Annotated in this window: 12 protein-coding genes and 1 pseudogene; 1 reads left to right on the plus strand and 12 read right to left on the minus strand. The window is 72.8% G+C overall.

Annotated elements, in window-relative coordinates:
• Nucleotides 1-88 precede the first annotated feature (88 nt).
• Complete coding sequence (locus Sfr03f_RS04370) at nt 89-607, minus strand: hypothetical protein (RefSeq protein WP_108952349.1); 519 nt, start codon at nt 605-607, stop codon at nt 89-91.
• Nucleotides 604-1,578: a hypothetical protein gene (locus tag Sfr03f_RS04375; protein WP_159105541.1), complete on the minus strand. Its 975-nt coding sequence runs from the start codon at nt 1,576-1,578 to the stop codon at nt 604-606. Before Sfr03f_RS04375 ends, Sfr03f_RS04370 begins: the two co-directional genes overlap by 4 nt.
• Nucleotides 1,579-1,829: 251 nt before the next feature.
• Here Sfr03f_RS04375 and Sfr03f_RS04380 point away from each other — a divergent pair, with 251 nt between their 5' ends.
• A complete protein-coding gene (locus Sfr03f_RS04380) occupies nt 1,830-3,227 on the plus strand; it encodes an FAD-dependent oxidoreductase (protein ID WP_108952351.1) in 1,398 nt (465 codons plus the stop codon).
• Nucleotides 3,228-3,287: 60 nt separating this feature from the next.
• On the opposite strand, the pseudogene Sfr03f_RS31630 reads toward Sfr03f_RS04380, so the two are convergent.
• The 10 genes and pseudogenes from Sfr03f_RS31630 to Sfr03f_RS04425 all read right to left on the minus strand — a co-directional run.
• A pseudogene (locus Sfr03f_RS31630) lies at nt 3,288-4,382 on the minus strand (DUF6545 domain-containing protein); the annotation flags it as partial.
• Nucleotides 4,383-4,454: 72 nt separating this feature from the next.
• A complete protein-coding gene (locus Sfr03f_RS04385; protein ID WP_108952352.1) occupies nt 4,455-5,639 on the minus strand; it encodes an MAB_1171c family putative transporter in 1,185 nt (394 codons plus the stop codon).
• Between the two features lies 1 nt (nt 5,640).
• A complete protein-coding gene (locus Sfr03f_RS04390) occupies nt 5,641-6,213 on the minus strand; it encodes a toxin-antitoxin system, toxin component (protein ID WP_108952353.1) in 573 nt (190 codons plus the stop codon).
• Between the two features lie 77 nt (nt 6,214-6,290).
• A complete protein-coding gene (locus Sfr03f_RS04395) occupies nt 6,291-6,899 on the minus strand; it encodes an XRE family transcriptional regulator (protein ID WP_159105542.1) in 609 nt (202 codons plus the stop codon).
• Between the two features lie 475 nt (nt 6,900-7,374).
• Nucleotides 7,375-7,743: an STAS domain-containing protein gene (locus tag Sfr03f_RS04400; protein WP_108952355.1), complete on the minus strand. Its 369-nt coding sequence runs from the start codon at nt 7,741-7,743 to the stop codon at nt 7,375-7,377.
• Entirely contained in the window at nt 7,740-9,206 is a 1,467-nt protein-coding gene (locus Sfr03f_RS04405) for a PP2C family protein-serine/threonine phosphatase (protein WP_308216793.1), read from the minus strand. Before Sfr03f_RS04405 ends, Sfr03f_RS04400 begins: the two co-directional genes overlap by 4 nt.
• Nucleotides 9,207-9,332: 126 nt before the next feature.
• Complete coding sequence (locus Sfr03f_RS04410; RefSeq protein ID WP_108952357.1) at nt 9,333-10,112, minus strand: TIGR04222 domain-containing membrane protein; 780 nt, start codon at nt 10,110-10,112, stop codon at nt 9,333-9,335.
• A gap of 69 nt (nt 10,113-10,181) precedes the next feature.
• Nucleotides 10,182-11,639, minus strand: a complete 1,458-nt coding sequence (locus Sfr03f_RS04415; protein WP_108952358.1) for an MbnB/TglH/ChrH family RiPP precursor modification enzyme — start codon at nt 11,637-11,639, stop codon at nt 10,182-10,184.
• 165 nt (nt 11,640-11,804) lie between these two features.
• The gene (locus tag Sfr03f_RS04420; RefSeq protein ID WP_108952359.1) at nt 11,805-12,668 is read right to left on the minus strand and encodes an endo alpha-1,4 polygalactosaminidase; all 864 of its coding nucleotides are present in this window, start codon (nt 12,666-12,668) and stop codon (nt 11,805-11,807) included.
• A 38-nt stretch (nt 12,669-12,706) separates the two neighbouring features.
• On the minus strand, nt 12,707-13,411 hold the full coding sequence (locus tag Sfr03f_RS04425) for an aminoacyl-tRNA hydrolase (RefSeq protein WP_174721530.1): 705 nt from the start codon (nt 13,409-13,411) through the stop codon (nt 12,707-12,709).
• Between the last annotated feature and the right edge of the window lie 10 nt (nt 13,412-13,421).

The raw sequence follows: 13,421 nt of genomic DNA on the forward strand, positions 1-13,421 counted from the left end.
CGTACGAACGGACTCTTCGTATGCGAAGCAGACCAAGGAATGTGCGCCCGCCAGGAGGCCCGTGCCTCCGCCTTCCGCCCAGGAGCGATCAGTAACGGTCGGCGGAGGCGTTCTCGTTCTTGAGGGAGGAGACGAGGTTCTGGGAAGGCCAGTGAGTTCCGCAGTCCGGAAGGAAGGCCTGGCTGATACCGCCGTAACCCGAGTTGAAGTAGACGCGGTGCGTGGCGGAGCATTCCGCGTTGGCGCCCGACGCCGCGTTGTTCTTCACGGCTTCACCGCCGCCTTCTCCACGGCAGAGTCCGGCCAGACCGGTGCCCGCGTCGTTGAGTTCGCCGTGACGGAAGACGTACCGGACGAGCGTCGCGCCATTGGGGGAGTACCCGTAGTAGTCGGGCACGTCCTGGTTGGAGACGAAGCACGCGTCCAATCCGACCCAGGTGGTCTCACCCCTGCTGCCCCAGTTCAACTGGAAGCAGTACGTGTTGTTCGACGAGGTGCAGACGTCCGACACGTAGGACGTCGCCGCCGACGCGGGTGTGATGAAGGCGCCCGACAGGGCCGTGACTGCCGCCGCGACGAAAGCGGCGGCCTTTCCGGTGCGCTTCATCGGACACCCTCCTCGTACATCTGGCGAGCCTTGTTCGCCGTCCTGTCCTTCGCGGCCTTCTCCTTGCTGATCTTCAGCGAGTTCTTCTTGATTCCTTCCACCTGCTCCGCCCGTTCGGCGGAGCTCCAGATGCCGATCAGATCGGTCTCCTTCTTGCACTCGACGTCGGCCACCGCGTGCTCGATCTCCTCCGCGCCGGGGGTGGGGGCGGAGATCGAGATTCCCGGTGCGTCGATGTCTTCGAGGGGGTGATCCCTCTTGTAGCCCTTCTTCTTCATGCAGGAGGACCACTCGGTGATCGCCTTGACGACTTCCGGCCTTTCCTGCGCCTGGTCGAAGGACTCGAGGCTGAGGCGTAGCGCTTCGGGAGTCACCGGGGGAGGCAGCATGCGGCGTACCTCTTCGCGGCAGCCGCCGTTCGGTACGGTCTGCCCCTGATAGGCGCCGTCCTCGAGCTCGGCTCCCTTGCCGGTGAAGACCGAGGTCTCGGCTCCGGGTGCCGGCTCCCAGTGGGGAGGTTCCGGCACGTCGTCCGGGAGGTGATAACCGAACTCGGCGGCGGAAACCGGGTCCGAAAGGCCGTAACGGCGCCCCAACGCCGCGTTCGTCTGCGCGGCTACGGTGCGCTCGTCGACGCGGGGAGGGCCGAAGTCCTCGAATCCGTAGCGCGCCATGCACGTGCGCCATTCGTCCTGGACCGCCACCTGCCAGGTGTAGTTCTCCAAAGGACTGGAGACGTACTCGTCCAGAGGAAGGGCGAGTCCCTTGGCCAGACCTCGCGTGGGTGTGAGCGGAAGTGCGCCGAGAGCCGGCCGTTTCGCCGTGGGCGCCTGGTTCCCGGCGGATTGGGGGGCGGCGTCCGATGCCCCATGACTTCCGTATCCGGCGACGAGAGCCGTCACCAGGGCGGCGGCTCCGGCGAAGCCGGCCGTCGCTCTGGTGGCTAATTTCCTACCGATCCTGCTGTCCAATGCGTTCACTCCTCCGGAGTTGCGGTGTGCGCGGGCAGCGCTGAGCCCGGGTGCGTCACGAGATCGGCCGATCGGCAGCACGCTGTGACACGACCCGTGAGCCCGGCGTGATGATCCTGTGGTCGAGGAGCGGCAAAGTCAACTGCTGTATTCACTTGTGGCTACTAAGGAATCCATGGATCATGGCCCGGGGCGACACGAAGTCCAGGGCGTGATGACAGGTGTGCACCACCCGGACCGGGGGAGGGGTCATGGCACGCAGGGCTGTCGTCATCGGGGCGGGGCTGGGCGGGTTGCTGAGCGCGGTGGCTCTCATCGGCCACGTCGACGAGATCGTCGTGGTGGAACGCGACGAGCTGCCGGACGCACCTGCCGCGAGGAGAGGTCTGCCCCAAGGACGGCACGCGCACATTCTGCTGCCGAGCGGGCGGGAGGCGATCGAGGCCCTGCTCCCCGGTCTGGACCTGCGGCAGGAGGTGCTGGAGGCAGGAGGCCGCGAGATCTCCCTGTTGTCCGACGCCGTGATGACCGGTCCCGCCGGCTGGTTCCGGCGCTGGCCAGGGAGGAGCCACCGCCTCCTCACCTGCAGCCGGGACTTCCTCGACTGGACGATCAGGCGTCGCGTGCTGGCACACCCCACGGTCAGGCTCCGCAGGGCGACCGTCACCGGTCTCTCGGGCGGCGCGGACAGGGTCGAGGGGGTCCGTACAGGTGCCGTCACGCAGCCGGCCGACCTCGTCGTGGACGCGAGCGGGCGAGGCTCCCGGGTCACGCACTGGCTCAGCCGTCCGGGAACCACCACGATCCCTGCGCGTGTGGTCGATGCGGGTCTGGTCTACGCGAGTCGCGTCTACCGTGTCCCTGCCGGGGCCGAGGACTTCCCCCTGGTCCTGCTGCAGGCCCGCCCGGACCCGACAGCACCGAGCAGGTCCGCCGCCCTCGTCCCCGTCGAGGGGGGTAGATGGATCGTGAGCCTGAGCGGCAGCCGGGGCGGGGAGCCCCCCGCGGCGGCGGAGGACTTCGTCTCCTTCGCCCTGCGCCTGCGCCACCCCTTGGTGGGTCAGGTGATCTCAGGTGCCGTGCCGCTGTCCCGGGTGTCTCTGACCCGCAGTACGCGCAACGGGCGGCGCTACTACGAGAGGGCCGCGCACTGGCCGGACGGCCTGGTCGTGCTGGGTGACGCCGTGGCCTCCTTCAACCCGGTCTACGGCCAGGGGATGAGCGTGGCGGCGCTGAGCGCCCGGGCGCTGATGAGGCACGTCACGCAAGGAGACATCGGGAAGCGGGGATTCGCCCGCCGGGTGCAGCGCGCGATCGGCAGGGAGGTGGACGCGGCCTGGGCTCTCAGCACCTCTCAGGATCGGTGGGTTCCGGCCGTCAGGGGCGACGGACCGTCGCTGTTCGACCGCCTGCTGGCGGGTTACACCGGCCGCATGGCTCGTGTGGCGACCAGCTCGTCCCGGGTGTCCGCGGCCATGTGCGACGTCACCACCCTGCGGGCGAAGGGCACGAGCCTGCTACGTCCGTCCCTGCTGGCCGCCACCGTCGCCGGTCCACGGCTCCCGCCGCTCGACGGACCGCCGCTGACCGAGCACGAATGGTCGGTGGTGCGAAGCCTGGACCGGACGGCCCGGCGTGGAGGAGGGTGATCCAGCGCCCCGATGCGTGCGGATGCCGGCCATCCGCCCCGTCAGTGCTCTCGCGATGTCCACCAGGTCACCGGTCACCGTCGGCGTCTCGGGGTGCGCAGGGGGGCCCGGCGACACCGGCGGCTGTGCTCGGCGGCACCTCGCAACGGCGGCCAGGATCATCGCCGCGTCGGCCCACGCGGTGGCCTCGGCAGCACTCGCCCCGCGGGCCAGGGCGGTGGCTCGAGCCTCCTCACGGACGTCTGCTGCGAAGTAGCCGCGGCAGGCGACCAGACGGTCGTATATGTAGGTCTGCCGCTCGGTGAGGCGCAGGCGGACGGCGGGGCGCCACGGTGACATCGGCAGCGGCGGCGGGCTCGTCGCGGTAGGTACGGTGCTCACGGCCCGAGCCAGTGGAGCGAGCCGGAAGTAGCGCACGGCCTCCTTCCCGCTACGGGCCACCAGGGGAAAGAGGATGCCCGTCCACCCGAGGGCGGCACCGGGCACGATCACCGCACGAGCCACGTCCACGAGGGTGTCCCATGACTGGCCCGCCCATCGCCCGGCGACCGCCAGGGCCATCATCAGGTCATATCCGATCAGATGCGTCAGGTAGCCGGCCGACAAGATCCTCAGTCCTGGCCGGAGAGCGTCGTGCACCTGCGCGGACCACCGCCAGCACATGCGGCTGACGACCGCGGACGCCAGGGCGTGCGCCGCCAGGTACAGGACCAGCATCTCCCTGATGCAGGGAGTCGCGGCGTAGTGGAGATCGAAGTCCGTCGTCTTCTCCACCGGAGCACGGCCTGCCGCGAACAGCAGGACCATGAGGACGCAGACGGAGCCGTAGGCGGCGGCCGTCGTCCGCACCAGCCGGCGCACCCGTTCCTCCGGTCCTCCGCGCCAGTGGAGAACCAGCATGATCGAGAAGCCGGAGAACATGGTCAGCAGGACGTAGACGACGGGAGCTGCGAAGTTGTCGACCCCGGTCCGGGCGTTGAGCCACCTGATGGACGGTTGGGCGGTGGCGCACAGCACGCCCCCGGCGGTGACCAGCAGCGCCCACGTGAGAAGGAGCAGCTTGTCGCGGCCCCTGGTCCGGGCGACGGCGGGCACTTTCAGGACGCCGGCCGTGAGCAGCAGAGCCCCGGACAGGTACATGGCGCCGGTGGTCATCGGCGTCGCCTCCGACTGGTGCGCACGGAGCGGGTCCTTGGCCTGGCAGTGATCATCTACGGTGCCGCCGGGCTACTTGAGGAAGACGTCACGCAGCGCGTCGCCGCTGAGCGCGGTGACAGGGGCGACGGGCCGTGCGGGGAAAGCCCGGATGATCAGAGTCGCGCGCACCGCCTCCGACAGCTGCACCAGAGCGGGCTCCTCGAGGGGCACGCTCCCCCGATGCCCGGCGGGAACGACCTCGCGGTCAGGGCGGGTCGCGTGGGTCACCATGGCGGCAGCGGCGAAGATCTCGGCGCGCCGTGGATCGAGACCCGCCTCGCACAGCTCCTGGTGGACCCGGCTGCGTACGCGGTCGTCCAGATGGTCCCCCAGACGGTGGAGGGCGTCATGGATGGCGCTCACGCGCCGTGCGAGGTGGAGGTTGACGTCCAGCGCCGAGATGCCGCCCAGGCGGACGGCGCAGCGGCCGCCGTCCGCCACCACCAGGCGGTACAGCGGTCCCAGGGCGCGAGCCACGCGCAGGCTGTCGAGCCGGCGGCCCAGCGCGGGAAGGACGTAGCCCATCATGACGAAGCCCGCCCCCGCCGCGACGAGCGAGGGCGCTACCTGGGTGCTCAGCGCGTCCCAGGCGTGGCCGCTCCAACGGCCGCTCACCGCTATCAGTTTGCAGACGCTGTAGCCGGTCACGCTGGCCCAGCCGACGGCGAGGAAGAGGAGGGACCCGCGTACCCAGCCTCCGGCCGCGCGGGACCACTTGACGCAGAGAACACAGGTCGTCGAAGCGGCGGCGAGGTGGGCCGAGAGGTACAGCACGATCAACTCCCTGATGGCGGGAGTCGTGGAGTAGTAGGTGTCGAAGTCCGTGGGACGCGCCACCGGAGCCTCGCCGGCGGCGAACAGACTGAACAACGCGACCGCCACCGCCACGTACGCCGTCCCGCACGCGCGGATCGCCCGACGAGCGCGGTGGGTGGATCCGCCGTACCACCGGATCATCAGTGACAGGGACGCGGCGCTGAAGGCCATCATCGCGCTGTAGGTCAGGGGCGCCGCGGCGTTCGGCACGGATGTGATCCTGTTGATGACGGCAATGGTCGGTGGCGCGGCCAGGGCGAAGCAGCAGCTGCCCAGAAGCGCCACGCTGGCGATGGAGCGTCTCAGCGGGTCCTGCCGCAGGGCCCTCACCCCGGGCCACTGGGCCGCCACGCCCGCCAGGAGCACCGCCGCCGCGCCGTAGAAGATCCATGACTCCATGTCAGGTCCACGAGCCAGGGCCGACCGAGTCCTGGATGCGCCATCCGACGTCATGGCCGGGGCGGTGGTGTTGCATCCGCAGCAGCCGCAGGTCGGTGGCGAAGCGGAGCCCGAACGCCTCCGCCTCCGCCTCCTGTTCCTGGTGGAAGTCGCTGCGGGCCATGACGGATAAGTGCTCGTGTCGCGGACCCGCGAGTCGCAGGGCGGCCACGGCCGAGTGCAGCGCCCGGTGCGCGTCGGACCGAGCGGCTGCCCGCAGTCCCGTCGCGGTGTGCACGCCCTCATGTCCGCGCAGCATGTGCCATATCTCGTGTCCGAGGATCACGTCCTCGTGCTCCCGCCCCGCGGCATCGCGCCGCACGGCTATGACGTCCATGTCGGGCAGGTTGAGCCACAGGCCGCTGACGGTCTCCGGGGGGAAGTCGGCGCGTCGCAGGACGACGGGGCGGTCCCGCATCCGGCTCAGGACGACCGCCAGGGCCTCGAAGAGATCGTCGTCCGAGGACCCCGATCGCCGTACGCCGCGGATCAGCGTGGAGCTCACCCGGTTCATCTCCCGGACGCGGCTCTTCACGCCGTTCCGTCCGACCCGGCGCCCCCATGACCACGGGTTGCTGCGGCGCCCGTCGGACGGCGGCCGATGTGCGGAGTTCACGGGCGTCGAAGCTCCTCTCGGACCTGCGCTTCCAGGGTGGCCACGAAGCCCTCGACGAGCCGCCACTTGTCATCGGGCAGAGCCGCTGCCGACCGGAGCGTCACCGCGCGTCGGTGCGTGAAGGCCTCCTCGCCGGCCTCTCGCTGCAGGGCGGCCAGCACCGGCTGCAGTGCCTGGTCGAGGGCCATCTCGGGGGCGGCCGAGAGCCACCCGTTCTCCGCTCCGAAGAAGAAGCGTTCGACGCCGGCCTGCGTGCTGGCCAGGGGTCCGCCGGTGCGACGGTGCTCGGTGTTCCGTCTGCGCACCAGGTTGGACAGTGACGCCTTGGTCGCTCCGAAGCTCCTGGCGATCTCCTCGTACGAGTAGCGCCGTCCGTCGGGTCGCCGCCGGGTGTCGCGCAGGTGCTCGAAGCGCCGGATGATCCGGTCCGTGACGGACTCCTCGGGCGGCGTCCGGCCGGCGAGGAGCGCCTCGACGACGTCGACGGGGACACCGCTGGTCACCGACAGCTGGGCGGTGTCCAGGACGTCGTCCCGGCTCCTGTCTCCGAGGAGGCCATCGATGCCTGCCAACGTGTCGGCCAGCATCTGACGTGGATTCTGCACCGGCGGGACTCCAGGGGAAGCAAGGACGACTGGGTAACGCGACGATAGCCCTGACGCCACCGGCTGGCCATGGACCCGGGCATCACCGGTGGCCGCGGAAGGCCACAGCAGTTGACTTCACCTCTCACCCACGTGCGGAATCCTTACGCCAGGCTACCGGAGGACCTCGGAGCGTCGCGGGTGCGGTCCGGTGGAGGGCCGCGGGCCGCCCCGACGTGGCAGCTCCGGGAGAGGCCCGCGGTACCGCGATCCGCAGGTGGCTGCGCGGCCGTGGCACGTGGAGGTGGGCGCGTCGTCGGCCTGCCCGCCGGTCGGGACGAACGCCGGCGGGCGACAGCGGCCGTCGGCCGTGAGGTGCATTCCTGGTGGCCGGGTCTCCGCGGGACCGGCCGACGGCAGGGCCGGCCGGCCGTGCCGTCGGCCGCCCACGGCGCCGGCCGTCGCCGGGAAGGTGCCGCCCCGGCGAGCAAGGGCTTCAGGCGGTGGTGGGATTGCCTTGGCGTGCGGCGAGCGCGGCGTCGGCGCTGGGATGGGCGGGCAGGAAGGTGTCCATTCCGGTGACGCTGAGCAGGCGGCCCAGCCGGTCGGGGATGGCCGCCAGGGTCAGGGAGCCGTCGGCGTCCTTGGCGCAGCGCCAGATGCCGATGAGGGCACCCAGGCCGGAGGAGTCGCAGAAGGTGACGCTCGCCAGGTCGGCGACCAGGTCGGCGTGGCCCTTCGCGATGAGTTCCAGGGCGCGGGCCCGCACGGCGGGTGCGGTGGTGATGTCGAAGTCGCCGGACAGGGCGATCACGGCCAGGGTGCCGTCGATGTGCGGGACGTCGATGTGGAATGCGGCGGTCATGGGCGTCGGTTCTCCTGCCCGACGGGGGCGTCGGCGGCCGGGGCAGCGGCGCTGTGGGCGGTGGTGGTGATGCCTGCGGGAGCGGCATCGGGAGTGGGAACGGACAGGGCCAGCAGGGCCACGTCGTCGCGTTCGGTGTTGGGCAGGGTGTCCAGGAGCGCGACGGTGTCGTCGATCAGACGGCCGGCACCGACCGGTGCCGGCCGCCGGGCGAGGAAGTCGGTCAGGCCCGTGTCGGCGAGCATGTGGCCGTCGGTGGTGCGTGCCTCGGTCAGCCCGTCGGTGTAGAGGAGCAGTCCCTGGCCGGGCGCCAGGTGCAGGGTGCGTGAGGCGAAGGCGGCTTCGGCGAACGCGCCGACCAGCATGCCGCCCTTGGCGCGGACCGCCTCCACCCGTACGCCGCCGTCCTCGGTGGGGCTCAGGTGGTAGGCGGGCGGGTGGCCGCCGGTGGCCAGCGTGACCGTGAAACCGCCGTCCGGCGCGGGATCGAGCAGGCCGAAGATGGCGGTGCAGAACCGGGTACCGACCGCCGCGTCCAGCAGCAGCGCGGTGTTCAGGGCCTTGAGCGCGGCCGTGGGGTCGGCGTCGACGAGGGCTGCGGCCCGTAGCGTGTAGCGGGTCAGTGAGGTGACCGAGGCGGCTTCGGCGCCCTTGCCGCACACATCGCCCAGGAAGAACGCCCACCGGCCGCCGTCGACGGGGAAGACGTCGTAGAAGTCACCGCCCACTTCCTGCGGGGAAGCGGTCTTGTAATGGCAGGCCAGCTCCAGCCCGGGCACCGCGGGCAGAGTGGGAGGCACCAGGGTGCGCTGCAGGGTGGAGGCGAACGCGGCGATGGCCGCCTTGTCCCGCTCCGCCCGCTGCCGGGCCTCTTCCTCCGCCTGGCGCTTCTCCTGCTCGGCGCGTACGACGTGCAGCGCGGACAGCCGCAGCTCCAGCTGGTCACGCACCACCGCCGCCAGGTCCGCCAGCGTCGCCGAATCCGCCTCGCTGATCTCGCGGGGGCGGGTGTCGAGGACGTTGACCGTGCCCAGCCGGTACCCGTCGGCGGTGATGATCGGAGCGGCGGCGTAGAACCGCACCCCCATCGGGCCGGCGACCAGCGGATTGGAGCAGGCGACCGGATCGAGCAGGGTGTCGGGGATGACGGTGGGGTCATCGGTCAGAACCGCCGAGGCGCACAGGCCCGGGTCGCGGCCGATCTCGGTGACGCCTTCCAGACCGTGCGTGGCCTTGAACCAGATCCGGTCCTCGTCCACGATCGTCACCGTCGCCACCGGCACCTGGAACAGGCGCGCGGCCAGCGCCGCGACCCGGTCGTAGGCGCCGTCCGGAGGGGTGTCGAGAATGTCGTAACGGCGCACCGCCGCCATCCGCGCCGCCTCGGCCGACGCGGCCAGAGGTTCCTGCGGTGCTATCGCGGGCGGGCTCGCTTGCTCCGGCATGACCCTCGTCTCGCTCATCCCCCCAGGAAGACGCCGACCGGACAGTCAGCATCCTGGAACCCTACCGAACGCCCCCAGCGACACCGCCCGGAAGGCCTTGCAAAGGCGCCCGGCAGCAAGAACGGCAGGATGCACCGGGCAGGCCTAGTCGTCCCCCTCCGCGCGCGCCGTGAACGCGGCCCGCAGCCCCGGTTCCTCCGCCGCTGCCGGGCCGCGCAGCGCGACGGCGGTCAGCGCGCGGGCCTCGGTGTCCGGGCCGTCGCCGTCCAGGCCGCGGCGCAGGGAGAGGACCAGCCGGCGGCCGGCGGGGGAGGCGCGCCGGGGATAGGGGTACAGCTCCAGGCGGGCCGTCAGCAGGCAGCCCAGGGCCATCGCGAGCGGCGCGGCGAACCACGCCGCCGTGAGTCCGGCCGAGGGGCCGCCCTCCCCGCCCGGCAGCACCACCGCCACCGCGCCCAGGACGACCACCGTCGCCGCCGCCCGGCGCACCCGCCGCACCCCGTCCGCCACGGTGCCCGCCCGCTCCGGCACGGCCAGCCCCGCCGCGACCAGCCGGTCCGCCAGGTCGCGCACCGTCTCGGCGGCCGCGGCCGCCGTGCGCACCAGCGGTATCCGCCGTTGGCCGCCGGGCCCTATCGCGGTCAGCACCGCGCCCTCCACCGCGTCCCGCGCCTGCGGGTCGACCACCGTCGCCCAGCCGGTGTGGGCCAGCAGCAGGCGGCGTTCCCGGGCCATCGCCACCAGGGCCAGGTCGGCGACCCGGCCGGGTCCGCCCGCCAGGAACGCCGCCTCGTACAGCGTCAGCGACTCACGGTCGGCGCCGCGCCGTTCGACGGCCGCCGCGACGACCGCCGCACGGCACAGGCGCGCACAGGCCGCTCCCACGAGGACCCAGGCCGCCAGCAGGAGGAAGACCCAGAACATGCGGTGTTCCTATGCCACCGCGTGGGGGTCGCGCCATGGGCCGTTCACCATATGGACACACTGTGGAGCTCAACCGCCCAGCAGTACCCGCCGGGTGGCGCGGGCGACCCGGGCCGCCGGGGTGCGGGGCAGCGGCGCGGGACCCGACCGCTCGAGCCACCAGGCGCGCAGCCGGTTGCGGCGGCGGGCGTTCTCCGGGCGGCCGGAGAGCAGCAGGTGCTCCGCGAAGTCCAGCGCGTCCTTGCGGTACCCGCCGCCCTGCGGCCGGCCGAGGGCGTAGCCCACGAACAGCGGGCGGTAGGAGTCGCCCAGGATGCGGGGCAGTTCGGGCGCGACCTTCGCCACGATCCCGGCCCGCTTGGCGGCCAGCGCCCTGGCCTGCACCCGGATCCGGGCCCGGTCGAAGCCCTCCGGCACGGGACCGCCGGCCACCAGCGCGGAGAGCAGCGAGGCCTGGGCCACGGCGACGCGCTGCCGGGCCCGGTCGGTCGCCGCGGTCACCGCCGGGCGGGCGCCGTCGACCGCGCGGGGGCGCACGGCATCGGGGGCCTCCGCCTCCGGGTCCGCGCCCTCCGCCGCCGCCGCCTCCGGCTCCGCGCCCGCCCGGTCCACCCCCGCCGGGCCCGCGCCCGCCCGGTCCGCACCCGCCGGGTCCGCCCCCGACGGGCCCGCTGCCGTGCCCGCGTCGCCGCCGGCGGTGGCGCGGCCCCGGGCGACCGCGGCCCGGACGGACCCCAGCTCCCGCTCCAGCTCGGCGGGGCTCGGGAAGTCGTCGTCCCGCTCCAGCAGCACGCCCGGCGGACGGACACGCGAGGCCAGGTCGGTGAGGATGTCCAGCACGGGCTCCGGCACCGGATGCGCGTGGCTGTCGTGCCAGACCCCGTCCTTGAGCACGCCGCCCGCGACGTGGACGTAGGCGATCGCCTCCACCGGCAGGCCGGCCAGCGCCCGCGCCGCGTCCTCGCCCCGGTTGACCTGGTTGGTGTACAGGTTGGCGACGTCGATCAGCAGCCGCACACCGGTGCGCTCGGCCAGCTCGTACAGGAACTGGGCCTCCGTGAGCTCCTCGCCCGGCCAGGCCAGCAGCGCGGCGATGTTCTCCACCGCGAGCGGCACCGGCAGCGCGTCCTGGGCGATGCGCACGTTCTCGCACAGCACGTCCAGCGCGTCGCGGGTGCGCGGCACCGGCAGCAGGTGCCCGGCCTCCAGCGCCGGGGAGGCGGTGAGCGCGCCGCCCGCCCGGACGAAGGCGATGTGCTCGGTCACCAGCGGCGCCTCCAGCAGCCGGGCGCGCTCGGCGAGCGCCGCCAGCCGTGCGGGGTCCGGGCGTTCGGCGCCGCCCAGGCCCAGGGAGACGCCGTGCGGCACCACGGTCACGCCACGCCGGCGCAGCCGGGTCAGCGAGGCGGGGAGGTGGTCGGGGCAGATGTTCTCCGCCACCACCTCGACCCAGTCCACCCCGGGCATCGCCTCCACGGCGTCCGCGATCTCCGGCCGCCAGCCGATACCCGTCCCAAGGTGCGTCATCGTCGCCCTCCCCCCGTCACCGTGTACATCCCCCGTGTGAGGGAGTCTTGGCCCAGGAGCGGGTGACGTGAATCGTGTTCGCGTGTATTCAGAGCTTGATTTGAGCTAACCGCCCACGCCGCCCACGGCCGGCGCGTGGCGCGTCCGACGACGGGGCCGCCACCGTCAGCAGGTGCGGCGGACGTACCCGTCCTCCCCGGCCGGCACGAGGTCCAGGTCCCGCAGCACCACCGACAGCCTCCCGCCCCACTCCTCGCACGCGGCGGCGAAGCCGGAGGGCCGGTACTCCACGACGAGCACCCGGTCGTCGTAGGCGTCCGCGTAGGCGCCGCACTCGTCGTACTGGCCGCACTCCTCGGCCACGGCGAAGTCGAAACCGAGCTCACGGGCCTCGGGGGCCAGCGCGACCGTGTTCTTCTGGGCGACCGCCAGACCCGCCGAGTGGGCCCGCCGTGCGACCAGTTCGGCGAAGGCCAGGTTGTCGGCCGCCGTCAGGAGGCCGTCCGACCGCTCGTAGGAGTCGAGATTGTCCGGCTCGACGGCCTGGTACCCGGCCGCGGCGCAGCCGTCGACCCACCCTCCGACGATCTCCGCGAGCCGTCGGCGCCCGTCCGCCGTCGAGGTGTCGAGCAGGACCTCGTCCCAGTCCCGGTCGACGACCGGCTCGCCGTCCGCGTCGCGCAGGAGCAGTTCGGGGTGATGCTTGCGCCACCAGCCGAGGGCGTCCGGCTGGGCCTGGAAGGCGTTGACGTAGCAGACGTTGTAGAGCCCCGGAACGGGGCGCTCGGTGCGGTCGCGGACGACCGCGCCCACCGTGTCCGGCGGCGTGTAGGGGCCGCCGAGCTGGTAGTCGAAGTCCACCCCCGCCCGCGGGAGGGCCGTCTTCCCGGGCGCGGTGTTCCGCCCGGTGTCGTCCGCGGCGGTGGTGCACCCGGCCGCGGCGGTGAGGAGTGCGGCGCACAGCGCGGCGACGGCCGGCGCGCCGCGGCGCGCGGTCGGGCGCTTCGGGCGCTTCGGGCGGGAGGTCATGTCTCGGCGCCCTCCGGGGGCGGTGGGCGGCATCGCGGTCAGGCCCGGCGGAGCGCGGGGTGGTCGGCGATCACCGTGCACGAGCCCGGCGCGATCTCCGTGAAACCGGCGTCGCGCACCACGGGCAGACCGGACCGGAGCAACTCCGCCCAGCGCTCGGCCGAAGCGGTGCGGACGGCGAGGGCGAAACCGGAGTCCCGCCAGGCGGCGCGGTCGGCGTCCGGCAGCTCCCACCAGGCGAGCTGGGCGGCGTGACCGGTCTGGGCCATCGTCTTGCCCGCGGACATGTCCAGCCGCGGGTTGAGCCAGAGCACCGGGGCGGTGAGGTCGGCGGGCGGCGGGGGCTCCGGGTCGTCCAGGTCGGTGCCGGAGACCTGCAGCTTGGCCAGCTCCTTGGGCCAGCCGTCCAGCGGGACCGGCGGGTGGACGCGGACCTCGGCGCCGTGGCGGCCGGTGACGGTGATGCCGGGCAGGGTCTGCGCCTTGCGCCACTCCGCCCCGCGGGCGCGGCGGACGACCTTGCGGATCCGGGCGTCCTGCCAGGCCTCCATCGCCTGCGCCCACTCCCCGTCCCCGGTCGCCCGGGGGTCGTCCAGCATCGTCAGCACGGCGCGGGCGGAGGTCTCCAGCGCGTCGGTGCGGGCGGGCGGATCCGTCTTCTCCAGCCGGACGACGAGGGGGAGCACGTACTGGGGCTTGTCGTCCCGTGGGTCGGCGACGGTGGCGAACGGCGAGGTGGTCACGGCCCCCAGT

Origin of the sequence: Streptomyces fragilis (assembly GCF_003112515.1) — a bacterium.
In the GTDB taxonomy this organism is placed as follows: domain Bacteria; phylum Actinomycetota; class Actinomycetes; order Streptomycetales; family Streptomycetaceae; genus Streptomyces; species Streptomyces fragilis.